The sequence below is a fragment of the Cellulomonas sp. URHE0023 genome (genome assembly GCF_000688475.1).
Taxonomy (GTDB): domain Bacteria; phylum Actinomycetota; class Actinomycetes; order Actinomycetales; family Cellulomonadaceae; genus Cellulomonas.
The window spans coordinates 279,124-294,291 of record NZ_JIAN01000005.1 but is presented as its reverse complement, the minus strand read 5'-3'; the positions used below and the strand labels follow the sequence as shown (position 1 = coordinate 294,291).

General features: G+C 70.5%; 18 protein-coding genes. 14 read left to right on the top strand and 4 right to left on the bottom strand.

Annotated elements, in window-relative coordinates; all coding sequences use genetic code 11:
• The first annotated feature begins 37 nt into the window (after nucleotides 1-37).
• The 5 genes from rpsM (at nucleotide 38) to N553_RS0101340 (ending at nucleotide 3,429) form a co-directional block, all read left to right on the top strand.
• A complete protein-coding gene (gene rpsM / locus N553_RS0101360; protein WP_028045044.1) occupies nucleotides 38-418 on the top strand; it encodes a 30S ribosomal protein S13 in 381 nt (126 codons plus the stop codon).
• A 60-nt stretch (nucleotides 419-478) separates the two neighbouring features.
• On the top strand, nucleotides 479-880 hold the full coding sequence (gene rpsK / locus N553_RS0101355; RefSeq protein WP_028045043.1) for a 30S ribosomal protein S11: 402 nt from the start codon (nucleotides 479-481) through the stop codon (nucleotides 878-880).
• A 135-nt stretch (nucleotides 881-1,015) separates the two neighbouring features.
• The gene (locus tag N553_RS0101350; RefSeq protein ID WP_028045042.1) at nucleotides 1,016-2,026 is read left to right on the top strand and encodes a DNA-directed RNA polymerase subunit alpha; all 1,011 of its coding nucleotides are present in this window, start codon (nucleotides 1,016-1,018) and stop codon (nucleotides 2,024-2,026) included.
• A gap of 73 nt (nucleotides 2,027-2,099) precedes the next feature.
• On the top strand, nucleotides 2,100-2,639 hold the full coding sequence (gene rplQ / locus N553_RS0101345) for a 50S ribosomal protein L17 (protein WP_028045041.1): 540 nt from the start codon (nucleotides 2,100-2,102) through the stop codon (nucleotides 2,637-2,639).
• A gap of 67 nt (nucleotides 2,640-2,706) precedes the next feature.
• Complete coding sequence (locus N553_RS0101340; RefSeq protein ID WP_028045040.1) at nucleotides 2,707-3,429, top strand: alpha/beta fold hydrolase; 723 nt, start codon at nucleotides 2,707-2,709, stop codon at nucleotides 3,427-3,429.
• Between the two features lie 37 nt (nucleotides 3,430-3,466).
• Here the strand turns inward: N553_RS0101340 and N553_RS0101335 are convergent, their stop codons facing one another.
• Nucleotides 3,467-4,234, bottom strand: a complete 768-nt coding sequence (locus N553_RS0101335; protein WP_028045039.1) for an ROK family protein — start codon at nucleotides 4,232-4,234, stop codon at nucleotides 3,467-3,469.
• 136 nt (nucleotides 4,235-4,370) lie between these two features.
• Between N553_RS0101335 and N553_RS0101330 the strand changes: the two genes are divergently transcribed.
• The gene (locus N553_RS0101330; protein ID WP_028045038.1) at nucleotides 4,371-5,312 is read left to right on the top strand and encodes a tRNA pseudouridine(38-40) synthase TruA; all 942 of its coding nucleotides are present in this window, start codon (nucleotides 4,371-4,373) and stop codon (nucleotides 5,310-5,312) included.
• A gap of 22 nt (nucleotides 5,313-5,334) precedes the next feature.
• Here N553_RS0101330 and N553_RS0101325 read toward each other — a convergent pair whose 3' ends face one another.
• Nucleotides 5,335-5,784, bottom strand: coding sequence for a DUF5709 domain-containing protein (locus N553_RS0101325; RefSeq protein ID WP_028045037.1), 450 nt, complete (start codon nucleotides 5,782-5,784; stop codon nucleotides 5,335-5,337).
• Between the two features lie 79 nt (nucleotides 5,785-5,863).
• Between N553_RS0101325 and N553_RS0101320 the strand changes: the two genes are divergently transcribed.
• Nucleotides 5,864-7,546: an ABC-F family ATP-binding cassette domain-containing protein gene (locus tag N553_RS0101320; protein WP_028045036.1), complete on the top strand. Its 1,683-nt coding sequence runs from the start codon at nucleotides 5,864-5,866 to the stop codon at nucleotides 7,544-7,546.
• Between the two features lie 34 nt (nucleotides 7,547-7,580).
• Here the strand turns inward: N553_RS0101320 and N553_RS0101315 are convergent, their stop codons facing one another.
• The gene (locus N553_RS0101315) at nucleotides 7,581-8,177 is read right to left on the bottom strand and encodes a LysE/ArgO family amino acid transporter (RefSeq protein WP_028045035.1); all 597 of its coding nucleotides are present in this window, start codon (nucleotides 8,175-8,177) and stop codon (nucleotides 7,581-7,583) included.
• A gap of 71 nt (nucleotides 8,178-8,248) precedes the next feature.
• Here N553_RS0101315 and N553_RS0101310 point away from each other — a divergent pair, with 71 nt between their 5' ends.
• The 7 genes from N553_RS0101310 to N553_RS24015 all read left to right on the top strand — a co-directional run bounded on the left by N553_RS0101310 (nucleotide 8,249) and on the right by N553_RS24015 (nucleotide 14,166).
• Nucleotides 8,249-9,190: a LysR family transcriptional regulator ArgP gene (locus N553_RS0101310; RefSeq protein WP_028045034.1), complete on the top strand. Its 942-nt coding sequence runs from the start codon at nucleotides 8,249-8,251 to the stop codon at nucleotides 9,188-9,190.
• A gap of 230 nt (nucleotides 9,191-9,420) precedes the next feature.
• The gene (gene rplM, locus N553_RS0101305; RefSeq protein WP_028045033.1) at nucleotides 9,421-9,870 is read left to right on the top strand and encodes a 50S ribosomal protein L13; all 450 of its coding nucleotides are present in this window, start codon (nucleotides 9,421-9,423) and stop codon (nucleotides 9,868-9,870) included.
• Nucleotides 9,871-9,905: 35 nt separating this feature from the next.
• Nucleotides 9,906-10,394, top strand: a complete 489-nt coding sequence (rpsI, locus tag N553_RS0101300) for a 30S ribosomal protein S9 (protein WP_028045032.1) — start codon at nucleotides 9,906-9,908, stop codon at nucleotides 10,392-10,394.
• A gap of 130 nt (nucleotides 10,395-10,524) precedes the next feature.
• Nucleotides 10,525-11,874, top strand: coding sequence for a phosphoglucosamine mutase (glmM, locus tag N553_RS0101295; RefSeq protein ID WP_028045031.1), 1,350 nt, complete (start codon nucleotides 10,525-10,527; stop codon nucleotides 11,872-11,874).
• 49 nt (nucleotides 11,875-11,923) lie between these two features.
• On the top strand, nucleotides 11,924-12,616 hold the full coding sequence (locus N553_RS0101290) for a peptide deformylase (protein WP_369796644.1): 693 nt from the start codon (nucleotides 11,924-11,926) through the stop codon (nucleotides 12,614-12,616).
• Between the two features lie 134 nt (nucleotides 12,617-12,750).
• Entirely contained in the window at nucleotides 12,751-13,449 is a 699-nt protein-coding gene (locus tag N553_RS0101285) for a DedA family protein (protein ID WP_034620453.1), read from the top strand.
• Between the two features lie 150 nt (nucleotides 13,450-13,599).
• The gene (locus N553_RS24015; protein WP_156043654.1) at nucleotides 13,600-14,166 is read left to right on the top strand and encodes a hypothetical protein; all 567 of its coding nucleotides are present in this window, start codon (nucleotides 13,600-13,602) and stop codon (nucleotides 14,164-14,166) included.
• Here the strand turns inward: N553_RS24015 and coaA are convergent.
• The gene (coaA, locus tag N553_RS0101275) at nucleotides 14,163-15,113 is read right to left on the bottom strand and encodes a type I pantothenate kinase (RefSeq protein ID WP_028045028.1); all 951 of its coding nucleotides are present in this window, start codon (nucleotides 15,111-15,113) and stop codon (nucleotides 14,163-14,165) included. The genes N553_RS24015 and coaA overlap by 4 nt on opposite strands.
• Between the last annotated feature and the right edge of the window lie 55 nt (nucleotides 15,114-15,168).

Sequence of the window (15,168 nt, the reverse complement as noted above, 5' to 3'; positions counted from 1 at the left end):
GGAAGACCTCCGACGCAGTTCAGGAGCCACCAGGCACATGGCACGTCTTGTCGGAGTCGACCTCCCCCGCGAGAAGCGGCTCGAGATCGCACTCACCTACATCTACGGCGTCGGGCGCACGCGCGCACAGGCGACCCTCGCCGCCACCGGCATCAGCCCGGACGTCCGCGTGAAGGACCTCGGTGACACCGAGCTCGTCGCGCTGCGTGACTTCCTCGAGGGCAACTACAAGCTCGAAGGTGACCTCCGCCGTGAGGTTGCCGCCGACATCCGCCGCAAGGTCGAGATCGGCTGCTACGAGGGCCTGCGTCACCGCCGTGGCCTTCCCGTGCGCGGTCAGCGCACGAAGACCAACGCGCGTACCCGCAAGGGACCGAAGCGCACCGTCGCCGGCAAGAAGAAGGCCGGGCGCAAGTAGCCCTCCGCCCCCGGCGCCTCGCGCCAGGGCACGCCGACCAGACCTCGAGAGAAGAAGAGAATGCCTCCCAAGACCCGTTCCGCCGTGCGAAAGCCGCGCCGCAAGGAGAAGAAGAACATCTCCCACGGCCAGGCGCACATCAAGAGCACGTTCAACAACACGATCATCTCCATCACCGACCCGTCCGGCGCCGTCATCGCGTCCGCGTCGTCGGGCCAGGTCGGCTTCAAGGGTTCGCGCAAGTCGACCCCGTTCGCGGCGCAGCTCGCCGCGGAGGCCGCCGCTCGCCGTGCCCAGGAGCACGGCATGAAGAAGGTCGACGTCTTCGTCAAGGGACCCGGCTCCGGCCGCGAGACCGCGATCCGCTCGCTGCAGGCGACCGGGCTCGAGGTCGGTTCGATCCAGGACGTGACGCCCCAGGCGCACAACGGCTGCCGCCCGCCCAAGCGCCGCCGCGTCTGACCCAGGCTTAGGCCGGGCCGGTGCTCACCAGCACCGGCCCGGCATCAGTCCGTCCGACCAGGTGGACCGAGACCAGGTCGGCTCGTAGTACTGCGCAGCGTCATATGGCGGACGCCCGCTGAGAGGAAATACACCGTGCTGATTGCACAGCGCCCCACCCTGACCGAAGAGGTCATCTCGGAGAACCGGTCGCGGTTCTCCATCGAGCCCCTGGAGCCGGGTTTCGGCTACACGCTCGGCAACTCGCTCCGCCGGACGCTGCTGTCCTCCATCCCGGGTGCCGCCGTCACGTCGATCCGGATCGACGGCGTCCTCCACGAGTTCTCGACCGTTCCCGGTGTGAAGGAAGACGTCACCGAGATCATCCTCAGCATCAAGCAGCTGGTCGTCTCCTCGGAGAACGACGAGCCCGTCGTGATGTACCTGCGCAAGCAGGGTGCGGGTGAGGTCACCGCTGCGGACATCGTGCCGCCGGCCGGTGTCGAGGTGCACAACCCGGACCTGCACCTGGCGACGCTGAACGACAAGGGCAAGCTCGAGATCGAGCTGACCGTCGAGCGTGGTCGTGGCTACGTGTCGGCCAACCAGAACAAGTCGTTCGACGCCGAGATCGGCCGCATCCCGGTCGACTCGATCTACTCGCCCGTCCTCAAGGTGACCTACAAGGTCGAGGCGACGCGTGTCGAGCAGCGCACGGACTTCGACAAGCTGATCGTCGACGTCGAGACGAAGTCGGCCATCGGCCCCCGCGACGCGCTGGCCTCGGCCGGCAAGACGCTGGTGGAGCTGTTCGGCCTCGCCCGTGAGCTCAACGTCGAGGCCGAGGGCATCGAGATCGGCCCGTCGCCGACGGATGCCGCGCTCGCTGCTGACCTGGCCCTGCCGATCGAGGACCTGCAGCTCACGATCCGCTCCTACAACTGCCTCAAGCGTGAGGGCATCCACTCCGTGGGTGAGCTCGTCGCACGCTCCGAGGCTGACCTCCTGGACATCCGCAACTTCGGTGCGAAGTCCATCACCGAGGTCAAGGAGAAGCTCGCCGAGCTCGGTCTGACGCTCAAGGACAGCCCGCTCGACTTCGACCCGTCCGCCTCCGCCTACTACGGCGACGACGAGGGTGACTTCGTCGAGGACGAGCAGTACTGACGCCGGGGAGACGACAGGCCGGCCTGCGCCGGTCCGTCGTTAGCCCATCAATGGAACCCAAGGAGTAAAAACCATGCCTACGCCCACCAAGGGTCCCCGGCTCGGTGGCGGACCGGCGCACGAGCGGCTGATCCTCGCGAACCTCGCGACGGCGCTGTTCGAGCACAAGCGCATCACGACGACCGAGACGAAGGCCAAGCGCCTGCGTCCGCTCGCCGAGCGCCTCATCACGTTCGCCAAGCGTGGTGACCTGCACGCCCGCCGCCGCGTGATGACCGTCGTCAAGGACAAGTCCGTCGTGCACGCGTTGTTCACCGAGATCGCGCCGGCTGTCGCCGACCGTCAGGGTGGCTACACGCGCATCACCAAGATCGGCCCCCGCAAGGGCGACAACGCCCCCATGGCCGTCATCGAGCTCGTGCTCGAGCCCCTCTCCCCGAAGCAGGCCGTCGTGAAGGAGGCCACCAAGGCCGCCGCGAAGGCTGCGCCCAAGGAGAAGAAGGCCGACAAGGTCGAGGACGCTCCTGCACAGGATGCCGTCGAGGACGCACCTGTCGAGGCGACGGATGCTCCCGTCGAGGAGACAGACGCGGCCGAGGCCGACAAGGCCTGACGCAGTTCACGAGAGGGCCCGGGACCGCACTGGTTCCGGGCCCTCTCGCATGCCTAGAGTCGCCAGCATGAGCATGCCCGTCGTCCTGGTCCACGGGCTGCGGACGTCGCGGACCATGTGGCGTGTGCAGCTCGAGGCGCTCGCGCGTTCCGGCCTGGCGGCGGTCGCCGTCGACCTGCCGGGGCACGGGACACGTCTGCAGGAGCCGTTCACGCTCGACGAGTCGGTCCAGACGGTCTCACGTGCGGTCGGGGAGCTCGGAGGTCGCGCCTTCGTGGTCGGACTGTCCTTGGGCGGCTACGTCGCCCTCCGGCACGCCGCCGAGCACCCTGGCCAGGTGGCAGGTGTTCTGGCTGCGTCGTGCTCGACCCGCCCGCACAAGATCCTGCTGGCGGGATGGGCTCTCGGTGCCCGCTACATCGTGCGGCTGCCCGATGGGGGTGCTCGTCTGAACCAGTTCTTCGTGGATCTCGCTCTGCCGTCTGCGGGTGCCGTGGATGTGGCCGCGGGAGGTTTCGCGCTGTCGGTCACCGCAGACGTGCTGCGGGAGATGGAGACCGCCACACCGCTCGACGACCTGGCCCGCGTCGACGCGCCGGTGTGGCTGGTGAACGGCCGCCTCGACCACTTCCGCGGTGAGGAACGGCGTTTCCTGGCCGCATGCCGCGACGGCCGGCTCGTCGTGGTGCCCGGTGCGACGCACCTCGTGAACCTCGTGCAGCCTGCGAGGTTCACGCGTGTGCTCCTCGAGGCTCTCGCGGACGTCGAGGAACGCCTGCCGGTCAGCTGACTCACGTGCTCGACGGCTCGCCGGACGCTCGACGGTTTCATCGGCCCAGTGACCACGCACGCACCCCGCCGACGATCCCGGCCTGGTTGGGCACGACCACGACGTCGTCACCCAGTCTCTCGAGCACCTGGGGTGTGACCTGCCGCGCGTTGCCACCGCCGAGGTACAGGCGGTCCCACCAGAACACCGGCCGCAACCCCTCGACGACTCGGCGCACGCGGCGGGACCAGAGCCCGTCCCCGAGCCTCGCGCGCTCGACCTGGCCGATGTAGACGTCGTAGGACGTGCCCCACCTGACCGGTGCGTGCGACAGCTCGAGGTGGGGCGCCAGCTGTCCGCCGTCGAACAGCGCGGAACCGAGGCCGGTGCCCAGCGTCAGGACCAGCTCGATGCCGGTGCCCGAGATCACGCCTGCGCCATGTACCTCGGCGTCGTTCAGGACGAGCGTCGGCATGCGCAGCCTGGCCTCGATGCTCGCGCGGATGTCGCAGCCGGACCATGCGGTGAGGAGCTCGGGGTCGACCGGACTGCGAGGCCCGCTCCTCGTGACGTAGTGCGGGGTTGCGACGACCACACCGTGGCGGATCATCCCCGGCATCCCGACGGTGACCCGCTCGGCCGTGGGGAGCCCGGCCGCAATGTCGGCGATGGTCGAGACCAGTCGTTCCGGCGAGAGGGGGTACGGCGTGGCGACGCGGACCGCCGGGGCGTGCAGGGTTCCGGCTGCGTCGAGCACAGACGCCTTGATCCCACCGCCGCCGCAGTCGACGGCGAGCGTGAACAAGCCCTTATCGGTCTTCGGCACACGGCCACGCTATCGATGACGTCGGCTGGTCGCGCTCCCGTGCCCGCTCGCAGCGCCATCCGCGACGTGGCGTGACGTGCACGGACCGGCGCGGCTGGTCCGAGCGCCCGCGCGCCGACGACTAGCCTGTGGACCCGTGAGCGTCACCCCCGGCACCGTCGACGGCAGAGCAGGCGGCAGCGGAGCACCGGTGGTGCGGCTGAGGTTGGACCTCGCCTACGACGGGTCCACCTTCGCAGGCTGGGCCGTGCAGCCGGGTCTGCGCACCGTGCAAGGTGTGCTCGAGGACGCCCTCGGCATGGTCCTGCGGACCGATGGCCCGCCTCGCGTCACTGTGGCCGGCAGGACGGACTCGGGTGTGCACGCGCGGGGTCAGGTGGCGCACGTCGACATCCCGGTGGACCTGCTCGAGCGCTCACGGGGACGCGCGGACCGCCCCCTGACGGAGGCGCTCCTCACCCGCTTGGGCGGGGTGCTGCCGACGGACCTGGTCGTCCACTCCGTCATCCGTGCGCCCGACGGGTTCGACGCCCGGTTCTCAGCCCTGCGACGTCGGTACACGTACCGGATCTGTGACGACTCCGCCCGCCGCGACCCGCTCTCCCGTGCGCACGTGCTGTGGCACCGGCGCCCGCTGGACGTCGAGGCCATGGACGTCGCTGGACGACCTCTGCAGGGACGGCACGACTTCGCTTCGTACTGCAAGCCCCGCCCAGGGGCGACCACGATCCGCACGCTCGAGGCCTTCCGGTGGGTTCGGCCGCTCGAGGGGCCGGATGCGGGGCTCGTCGTCGCCACCGTGCAGGCAGACGCGTTCTGCCACTCGATGGTGCGCACGCTCGTCGGTGCGAGCGTCGCGGTGGGGGAGGGCCGTCGTGACGAGAGCTGGCCCGCGACGCTCTTGGCTGCGAAGAGCAGGCTGGCCGGTGCGCACGTCGTGCCGGCGCACGGGCTCACGCTCGAGGAGGTGGGCTACCCGGCCGACGACGAGATGGGACGGCGCGCGACGCAGACCCGCGCGCGCCGAGCGGCGCACGACGTGGACCCGCGCCCCGGCGCAGTGGGCTGCTGCGGCTAGGCGCCGCAGCGCTTCGGAGAGCTCAGACCTCGTCGTCGTCGTCGTGGTACCGCCGGTCGTCGACGAACTCCTCGGCGATCAGGTGGACCGCGGCCTCCTCGGCGCTCGCGGCACCGCCCGAGATGCCGGCATCGATCGCGAAGCCGTCCGTGCCGCCCGCCGAGACTGCGTCGTCGTCCTCCACGAGGCGGCCGGCGCGGAACTGCTCGCGGTCATCGATCGGGATCTGGCGGGCCTCCCAGACCTCGGGCTCCTCCTGGCCGATGCGCTGGTCGATCGTCTCCCGGTGCGCCTCTTCCCACGGGGTCTCGCCGTAGTGGTTGGCCCGTGGTCGCTCGGGGACCGTGTAGCCCTCGTCCAGCGCGTCATCCAGACCACGGTCCAGGAGGGTCTCCTCGGTCGTCAGCTGGTTGGTGTCGCCCTCGCCGTCGAGCTCGGGATCTGGGCTCGTGCCGGAGGTGTCGTAGCTCATGGCACGACCCTCGCATCCGTCAGGGCTGGGCGCCAGTATTGCGGTGCTGCCGCGAGTCCCGGCAAGGGACACTGGTGCCATGGGTCACCTCGACATCGGCGGCATCGGCTACGTGCTGTCCGACGGCCGGCCGCTCCTCGACGACGTCACGTTCCGGGTCGGTGACGGGGCCCGTGTCGCACTCGTCGGCCCCAACGGTGCCGGGAAGACGACACTCCTGCGCATCGTCGCGGGTGACGAGCAGCCGCACGCGGGGTCGGTCGGTCGTAGCGGCGGGCTCGGGATCATGCGGCAGGACATCGGCCGGATCAACGACGACCGCTCGATCCGGGATCTGCTGGCGTCGCTTGCCGTGCCTGCGGTGCGGGATGCCGCGGTCGAGCTGAGCGCGTCAGAGATCGCCATCATGGAGACGGACGACGAGCCGTCGCAGATGCGGTACGCGCAGGCGCTCGTCGACTGGGCCGACGTCGGGGGGTACGAGGCCGAGGCCGGCTGGGACCGCGTCACCGATGCCGTGCTGAGCATCCCGTTCGACCAGGCGCAGCACCGTGAGGTCCGCTCGCTCTCGGGCGGTGAGCAGAAGCGGCTGGTCCTCGAGGCGTTGCTGCGGGGGCCCGACGAGGTCCTTCTCCTGGACGAGCCCGACAACGCGCTCGACGTCCCGACAAAGCGGTGGCTCGAGGACAAGCTCCGGGCGTCGAACAAGACGGTCCTGTTCGTCAGCCACGACCGCGAGATGCTGGCCAACGTCGCGACGCAGGTAGCCACTCTCGAGCCGGGGGTCATGGGTGCGACGGTCTGGGTTCACGGCGGTGGATTCGGTACCTACCACCAGGCGCGCGAGGACCGGCGCTCGCGGCTGGAGGAGCTGCTGCGGCGGTGGGAGGAGGAGCACGCGAAGCTCAAGGAGCTCGTGCTCACGCTGAAGACCAAGTCGGCGTTCAACGACGGCCTCGCGTCCCGCTACCAGGCGGCCCAGACGCGGCTGCGCAAGTTCGAGGAGGCCGGCCCGCCTGCGCTCCTCGCGCGTGAGCAGAACGTCCGCGTCCGGCTGCGAGGCGGCCGCACGGCCAAGCGTGCGGTCGTCGCGACCAGCCTCGAGCTCACCGGGCTGATGAAACCGTTCGACCTCGAGGTCTGGTTCGGCGAGCGCGTCGCGGTGCTGGGCTCCAACGGGTCAGGAAAGTCGCACTTCCTGCGCCTGCTGGCGGCGGGCGGGAGCGATCCCGGTCCCGAGCACGAGCCGGCAGACGACACCCCCGTGGCGCCCGTGAAGCACACGGGCCGCGTCGTCCTCGGTCCCAGGGTGCGTCCCGGCTGGTTCGCACAGAACCACGGCCACCCGGAGCTCGTCGGCCGCACCCTGCTCGAGATCCTCAACCGCGGCGACGGGCACCGCTCCGGTATCGGCCGCGAGCAGGCGTCCAAGGCGCTCGACCGGTACGAGCTCGTGGCCGCTGCCGAACAGCGCTACGAGACGCTCTCGGGCGGCCAGCAGGCGCGCCTCCAGATCCTGCTGCTCGAGCTCGGCGGGGCAACCGTGCTGCTTCTCGACGAACCCACCGACAACCTCGACCTGCACTCGGCAGAGGCACTCGAGACGGGCCTCGCGGCGTTCGAGGGAACCGTCCTGGCGGTGACGCACGACCGCTGGTTCACGCGGACGTTCGACCGGTTCCTGGTGTTCGGCGCGGACGGCGACGTGATCGAGACGCCCGAGCCGGTGTGGGAGGTGGGCCGCGTGGAACGAGCGCGGTAGGTCTCGGTGCGACGGGACGCTCCAACCGCGGCCGTCACAGGACGAGGGTCACGGCGATGGTCGTCACGATCAGGCCGATGACGATGTCGAGGACCTGCCATGACCGCGGACGGGCGAACAAGGGCCGCAGGTGCCCGGCGCCGAACCCGAGCGCCGTGAACCACACGATGCTCGCCAGGACCGCCCCGAACCCGAACGCCCAGGCGCCTGGGTCGTGCTGGTGGGCCAGGGAGCCGATCAGCACGACGGTGTCGAGGTAGACGTTCGGGTTGAGGAACGTGAGGGCCAGGCAGGTGGACAGCACGGCCGACAGGCTCGCCGGGCCGGACGCTGCCGGGTCGAGGACCTCGGGGCGGCGGGCGCGCCGGAACGAGCCGAAGGCCAGCACCAGGAGGAACGCGGCACCGACGTACTTGGTGACCGTCAGGACGGTCGGGTGGTTCGCGATGATGGCTCCGAGGCCGGCGATCCCGGCGACTATCAGGAGCGCGTCCGCCAGTGCGCAGATCACCACCACCGGCAGGATGTGCTCGCGACGGATGCCCTGCCGCAGGACGAAGGCGTTCTGGGCGCCGATGGCGACGATGAGGCTCATCATCGTGAGGAACCCGGCGAGGGCGGCGGCAGGCATGTGGCGACCGTAGACGCGGGCGGCATATGAAGACCAGTTAAGGATTCGATAGAACCGTTAGCATCATTCATATGGCGTTCGATCCCGACCAGCTGAGCGCCCTCGCGGCGGTCGTCAGCGAGGGCAGCTTCGACGCGGCCGCGCAGCGCCTGCACGTCACTCCGTCGGCGGTCAGCCAGCGCGTCAAGGCGCTAGAGCTGCAGGTGGGGCGGGTTCTGGTGCTGCGAACGCGGCCGTGCCAGCCCACCGAGGACGGCGAGATCCTCGTCCGGCTGGCCGGTCAGGTGGACCTGCTGGCGCGCGACGCGCTCGGCCAGCTGGTCCCCGCCCCGGGCGGTCAGCGGGCGGTGCGGTCGGGCGGGGCATCCCGGCGGCTGCCGGTGGCCGTCAACGACGACTCCATGTCGACGTGGTTCCCGGCAGCCGTCGCAGACCTCCCCTCGGACGTCCTGCTCGACCTGCGCCGCGAGGACCAGGACCTGTCGGCGGGCCTGCTTCGAGACGGCACGGTGATGGCGGCCGTCACCGCAGACCCCCGTGCCGTCCAGGGCTGCCGGGTCCGGCGCCTCGGCGCCATGCGCTACCTGGCGGTCGCATCACCGCATCGCCGGGACCGCTGGTTCGCGGACGGCCTGACCGCCGAGGCGTTCGCTGCGGCGCCCTTGCTGGCGTTCAACAGGGAGGATGGCCTGCAGGAACGCTTCGTCGCGGCGGTGGTCGGCAGGCGGACCGTGACGCCGATGGTGCACTACGTGCCGTCGCAAGCGGCGTTCGTCGGGCTCATCGAGGCGGGACTCGGATGGGGGATGGTGCCCGAGGTCGCTGCCCGTGACGGTCTCGAGCGCGGGTCGCTCGTCGAGGTGCGCGCCGGCAGGACCCTCGACGTCCCGTTGTACTGGCAGCACTGGGCCCTGCGGACCCCGACGCTCGACGACCTGACCGACCGGGTCGTCCGAGCGGCGTCGACCGCACTGCGGCCGGTGCCCAGGCACGGCCCCCGTGCCGCGGTGTGACGAACCGCGTTTTGACCCGTGTCTGAGCGCCCGGTAATCTTGGGAGTCGTTGTGCGTCCCCGTTCGAGCGGCTGAAATGCCAATCGGTGTACTCAGCACCGAGCCAGAACGGCAGGGCCGGTGCGTTCCCGCTCGCCGCCCGGATGCCATACGAGAGTTCTCATCGGCGGACCCGCACCCTGCGGAGCTCCGCCGCGACAAGATTCGCAACGAAACGAAGGCTGACGACCGTGCGTACGTACACCCCGAAGCCCGGCGACGTCGAGCGGAACTGGTACATCATCGACGCAAGCGATGTCGTCCTGGGCCGCTTGGCCACTCACGTGGCCACGTTGCTGCGCGGCAAGCACAAGGCGACCTTTGCTCCGCACGTCGATGGCGGTGACTTCGTCATCGTCATCAACGCGGAGAAGGTGGCCCTGACCGGCAACAAGCGCGAGAACAAGCTCGCGTACAGCCACTCCGGATACCCGGGCGGCCTGCGCGCCGTGGCCTACTCCGACCTCCTGGAGAAGCACCCCGAGCGCGCAATCGAGAAGGCTGTGCGCGGCATGCTCCCCAAGAGCTCGCTCGCGCGCCAGCAGCTCACCAAGCTCAAGGTCTACGCCGGTGCGGAGCACCCGCACGCGGCGCAGCAGCCGAAGCCCTTCGAGATCACCCAGGTTTCTCAGCAGGCGTGAGCCGCTGAGCACAGAACAAGGACGCGAGGAAACCAGTGGCAGAGACCACGGTCGACATCGACCTCGAGGGCGATGACACCCCCACCAGCTACACCTCCGAGACGGCCGCACCGACGGGTCGTGGCCTGAGCAATGTGGCACCCGCCAACGCGCTGGGTCGCCGCAAGGAGGCGATCGCCCGCGTGCGCATCGTCCCCGGCACCGGCCAGTGGAAGATCAACGGGCGCACGCTCGAGGACTACTTCCCGAACAAGGTGCACCAGCAGCTCGTCAACTCCCCGTTCAAGCTGGTCGACGTCGAGGGTCGCTTCGACGTCGTCGCCCGCATCACCGGTGGTGGCGTGAGCGGCCAGGCCGGCGCGCTGCGTCTGGGCATCGCCCGTGCGCTGAACGCGATCGACGAGGAGCACAACCGTCCGGCGCTGAAGAAGGCCGGCTTCCTGACTCGCGACGCCCGCGTCGTCGAGCGCAAGAAGGCTGGTCTCAAGAAGGCCCGCAAGGCTCCGCAGTACTCGAAGCGCTGATCCCAGCACTTCGGCCCGATGGCCTCGCCGGTCTCACGACCGACGGGGCCATCGGCATGTCTGCGACCATCAACGGGGGAGCGAGCGCGGTGTACCGCGGATCTCGTGACGACGAAGGAGTCTGACCACCATGGGACAACTGTTCGGTACTGACGGCGTGCGTGGGCTCGCCAACCGGGATGTCACCGCGGAGCTGGCGCTCGACCTGTCCGTCGCCGCTGCGCACGTCCTGGGTTCGTTGGGCCAGTTCGAGGGGCACCGACCGCGTGCGATCGTCGGTCGTGACTCCCGAGCATCGGGAGAGTTCCTCGCGGCTGCCGTGTCCGCGGGTCTCGCGTCGGCCGGGGTCGACGTCAACAACGTCGGCGTGCTGCCCACCCCCGCGGTCGCGTTCCTGACCGCTGCTCTGGGCGTCGACATCGGCGTGGTCCTCTCGGCCTCGCACAACCCGATGCCGGACAACGGCATCAAGTTCCTCGCGCACGGAGGACACAAGCTGGACGACGAGCTCGAGGCGGCCATCGAGGCGCGCATGGGCGAGACCTGGGACCGGCCCATCGGCGGCGACGTCGGACGCATCCGCGTCGACACGGGTAGCGCCGGCGAGCAGTACGTCGAGCACCTCGTCGGCACCATCGACGCCCCGCTCACCGGTCTGCGCATCGCCGTCGACTGTGCCAACGGTGCCGCGAGCGACGTCGGTCCGGTCGCGCTGCGGGCCGCAGGGGCCGACGTGGTCGTCATCAACGCGTCTCCCGACGGCCGCAACATCAACGAGAAGTGCGGCTCCACGCACCCTGAGCAGCTCCAGGCGGCGGTCGTCGCGTCCGGCGCGGACCTCGGCGTCGCGTTCGACGGGGACGCGGACCGGTGCCTGGCCGTGGACGCGTCGGGCGTGCTCGTGGACGGCGACCAGATCATGGGGATCCTGGCGCTGTCCATGCGAGACCGGGGGGACCTGGTGGACAACACGCTCGTCACCACCGTGATGAGCAACCTCGGGCTGAAGATCGCCATGACCGAGGCCGGCATCGCGACGATCCACACCGCGGTCGGCGACCGCTACGTCCTCGAGGCGATGCGCGCGGGCGGGTACGCGCTCGGTGGTGAGCAGTCCGGGCACATCATCATGGCCGCGCACGCGACGACCGGGGACGGGGTGCTGACCGCTCTGCAGCTTGCGGCGCGCGTGGCGGCCACCGGAGAGCCCATCGCGAAGCTCGCCGGAGTCGTCCGCCGGCTGCCGCAGACCCTGGTCAACGTGCCCGGCGTGGACAAGAACCGCGCCGACGCCGACGGGCCGCTGCTCGACGCGGTGCGGATCGCCGAGGCGGGTCTGGGGTCCACAGGCCGGGTGCTGCTGCGTCCGTCGGGCACGGAGAACCTGGTCCGCGTCATGGTCGAGGCCGCGACCCAGGCCGAGGCCGACCGGGTGGCGCACGACCTGGCGGACGTCGTACGGGCGCGGCTCGCGCTGTGACCGCGTGGAAGCGCCGGGCCGCGAACCGCGGCGCGCCCAGGACGGCGTCGTGAGCGCTCCCGTGCACGCTGGGCCGGACTGGGACCGGGCCCTGCGTGACACGGCGCTGTGGATCATCGATGCGGGCGGGCGCTCAGCGCAGGGCGTGGCGCCCATCGTGCAGGCAGGGCACCCGGCGCTCCGGGCCGAGGCGACGCAGTACGACGCGCAGCTGGCCGACGACGAGCTCGTGGCACTGCTCGACGTCATGCGCCGCACGATGCACGCGGCTCCGGGCGTCGGCCTGGCCGCACCGCAGCTGGGTCTGCCGCTCGCGATCGCGGTGCTGGAGGACCCCGGTACGTCGTCCGACGAGCACGCTCGGACGCGCGAACGGGATCCGTTGCCCTACCGGGTCCTGGTCAACCCCTCGTACGAGGCTGTCCCGGACGACACCGGCGCCGAGGTGCTCGCCTCGTTCTACGAGGGCTGCTTGAGCGTCGTCGGCTACACCGCGGTCGTGGCGCGCGCCCGCCAGGTGCACCTGACTGCTCTCGACGAGAGCGGCGCCCCGGTCGACGAGCTGGTGACGGGCTGGTCCGCGCGGATCGTCCAGCACGAGACCGACCACCTGGGCGGGACGCTCTACCTGGACCGCGCTGACCTGCGGTCCCTCGCGACGACCGACGGCTTCGGCGCCCGGTGGGCGTCGGAGCCCCGCCCCGACGCGGCGAGCCACGCCCTGGGGTTCCCGCTCCACTGACTCAGGGTCCGCGGAGGCAGACCCCAGGGTAGTTCCGGGGGTCTCCCCTATATCGGGCACGGATCAGTCCGACCTACCGTTGAGAAGAACAACCGGCCCCTGCTGTGGCCGGGCATCCGGGGAGGGGGAGTCAGGTGATCGAGTCATGGGCACTTGCCCTGGCGGGCTCCCCGTGGATCTTCGTCGTCCTCTACCTGTTCGCCATGATCGACGGGTTCTTCCCACCGATCCCGAGCGAGTCCGTGGTGATCGCTCTGGCGGCGCTCGCGATCGCGAACGGTGAGCCCAACATCTGGCTGATCATGCTCGTCGCGTCGCTGGGTGCGTTCACCGGTGACCAGATCGCCTACCAGATCGGCACCAAGGTCAAGGTGCGGCAGCTGAGGCTCCTGAGCTCGGCCCGTGGGCAGGCAGCGATCGACTGGGCGGAGCACGCCCTCGCCAAGCGGGGCGCCGCGTTCATCATCGCCGCCCGCTACATCCCGGTCGGCCGGGTCGCCGTGAACATGACGGCCGGTGCGGTCGGCTACCCGCGGCGTCGGTTCGTCGGGCTCACGGCGATCGCCGCAGTCACCTGGTCGGCCTACGCCGCGCTCATCGGTATCGGGGCCGGGGCGTGGCTCGGCGACCACATGCTCGTCGCGGTCGGTGCCGGCGTCGTCGGCGGCATCGCGATCGGCATCATCATCGACTGGGTCCTGCGCAAGCTGACCCACAGCTCGGACGAGCCGGACCAGGCTTCGACACCCGCGGCGGAGCTGCCGATGGCCGAGGTCGTCCCGTTGGCCGTGCATCCGGTCACGGGACGCTCACGATCCGGTCCCGCGGCCTAACGATCCGGTCTCGTTCCGGTCATTCCGGTCATGACAACGGTTACTCTCGACAGGTGCCGACGGTGATGCTGGCACTCCCATCTCGTACGACACCCGTGGGGGTGCGCCGCGGCATGGGCGGCGGCCGAGAGGGGGACCGGTGTGATGGGCATGCGGGCGAGGATCACCCTCCTCGCGCTGCCCACGCTCATGGCCCTGACGGCTTGCGGTGCCGGTCCGAGTGACCCGACACCGACGCCGACGCCCACTGCGGTGGTGGCGCCGGTCGCGGACTGCATGGCGCCCGGGGTCCTGCACGACCTCGGCCTGGTCCCGGCATCGGTCGAGGACGCCGAGATCAGCCCCACGTCCTCCTCGTCGGCAGAACCGGGCAGCGTGCCCGACGGCTTCGTCCCCGTGAGCGTCGTGGTGTGCACGGCCGACGGCTCGCTGAAGAACGCGTCGGGCACGTGGCTCGCCCTCACCGCCAGCCACCGGGAGGGTGACCTCGCTGCGCTCGTCGCGGCCCTGCAGGAGCCGTCGGAGCCGCGAGGGGGCACCTGCAGCTCCGGGCAGGCCGAGGCGCCCGCACTCTGGCTCGTCGACGCGCTCGGCCGTGCCCTGCGCCCGACGTGGCCGACGGACCGGTGCGGAGCGCCCAGCGCCGAGGTGGCCGAGGCGCTCGCCGAGCTGCAGGAGACGGACAGCGAGAAGTACCCGGTGCAGCAGACGCCCTAGAGCTTGCGCAGCCGGACGCGCTGGACCGCGTGGTCCGGGCCCTTGGTCAGGACGAGGGTGGCGCGGCTGCGGGTCGGCAGGATGTTCTGCAGGAGGTTCGGCGCGTTGATCGAGTCCCAGATCGTCCCCGCCCGCTCGACCGCCTCGGCGTCGCTCAGAGCGGCGAACCGGTGGAAGTACGACTCGGGCCGGGCGAACGCGGTCTCACGCAGGCTCAGGAACCGGTCGACGTACCACTGACGGACGTCGTTGGTGCGGGCGTCTACGTAGATCGAGAAGTCGAAGAAGTCGCTGACGGCCAAGCTCGACGGGCCCTCAGACGACGGGCGGGCCGGCTGCAGGACGTTGAGGCCTTCGACGATGAGCACGTCCGGCCGGCTGACCACGACCTCGCGTCCCGGCACGATGTCGTAGGTCAGGTGGTCGTAGACGGGCGCCGTGACCTCGGGTCGGCCGGCCTTGACCTGGGAGACGAATCGCAGGAGCGCGCGCCGGTCGTACGACTCGGGGAAGCCCTTGCGCTCCATGAGCCCTCGTCGCGCCAGCTCGGCGTTCGAGTAGAGGAAGCCGTCGGTGGTGATCAGCTGGACGCGGGGCGTCGCGGGCCAGCGCGCGAGCAGCTCGCGCAGCACGCGCGCGGTCGTGGACTTGCCCACGGCGACCGACCCGGCCACGCCGATCACGAACGGGGTGCCGCCGACGTCCTCGCGCAGGAACGTGCTCGATGCCGCGTGCAGCCCGCGGGTCGCCTCGATGTGCAGGTCCAGCAGCCGGGAGATCGGTCGGTAGACGACGTCGACCTCGGCCAGGTCGATGGGGTCCCCCAGGCCGGCGAGCCGTTCGACGTCGGCGTCCGTCAGGGGGAGGGGGGTCGATGCGGAGAGCCGCGCCCAGGCGCCACGATCGAGATCGACGAAGGGTGTGGCCAGGCTGAGCGAGGATGGCACGGGACGATTGTGCCTGAGTCCCCCGGCAACCGAGGCCCCGAAGGGGCCCCGGTAG

Coding starts and splice junctions, on each gene's coding strand:
- glmM (WP_028045031.1), top strand. CDS start 10,525: ATGGGACAACTGTTCGGTACTGACGGCGTGCGTGGGCTCGCCAACCGG.
- N553_RS0101325 (WP_028045037.1), bottom strand. CDS start 5,784: ATGAGCTACGACACCTCCGGCACGAGCCCAGATCCCGAGCTCGACGGC.
- rpsM (WP_028045044.1), top strand. CDS start 38: ATGGCACGTCTTGTCGGAGTCGACCTCCCCCGCGAGAAGCGGCTCGAG.
- N553_RS0101320 (WP_028045036.1), top strand. CDS start 5,864: ATGGGTCACCTCGACATCGGCGGCATCGGCTACGTGCTGTCCGACGGC.
- rplQ (WP_028045041.1), top strand. CDS start 2,100: ATGCCTACGCCCACCAAGGGTCCCCGGCTCGGTGGCGGACCGGCGCAC.
- N553_RS0101340 (WP_028045040.1), top strand. CDS start 2,707: ATGAGCATGCCCGTCGTCCTGGTCCACGGGCTGCGGACGTCGCGGACC.
- N553_RS0101315 (WP_028045035.1), bottom strand. CDS start 8,177: ATGCCTGCCGCCGCCCTCGCCGGGTTCCTCACGATGATGAGCCTCATC.
- N553_RS24015 (WP_156043654.1), top strand. CDS start 13,600: ATGCGGGCGAGGATCACCCTCCTCGCGCTGCCCACGCTCATGGCCCTG.
- N553_RS0101310 (WP_028045034.1), top strand. CDS start 8,249: ATGGCGTTCGATCCCGACCAGCTGAGCGCCCTCGCGGCGGTCGTCAGC.
- rpsK (WP_028045043.1), top strand. CDS start 479: ATGCCTCCCAAGACCCGTTCCGCCGTGCGAAAGCCGCGCCGCAAGGAG.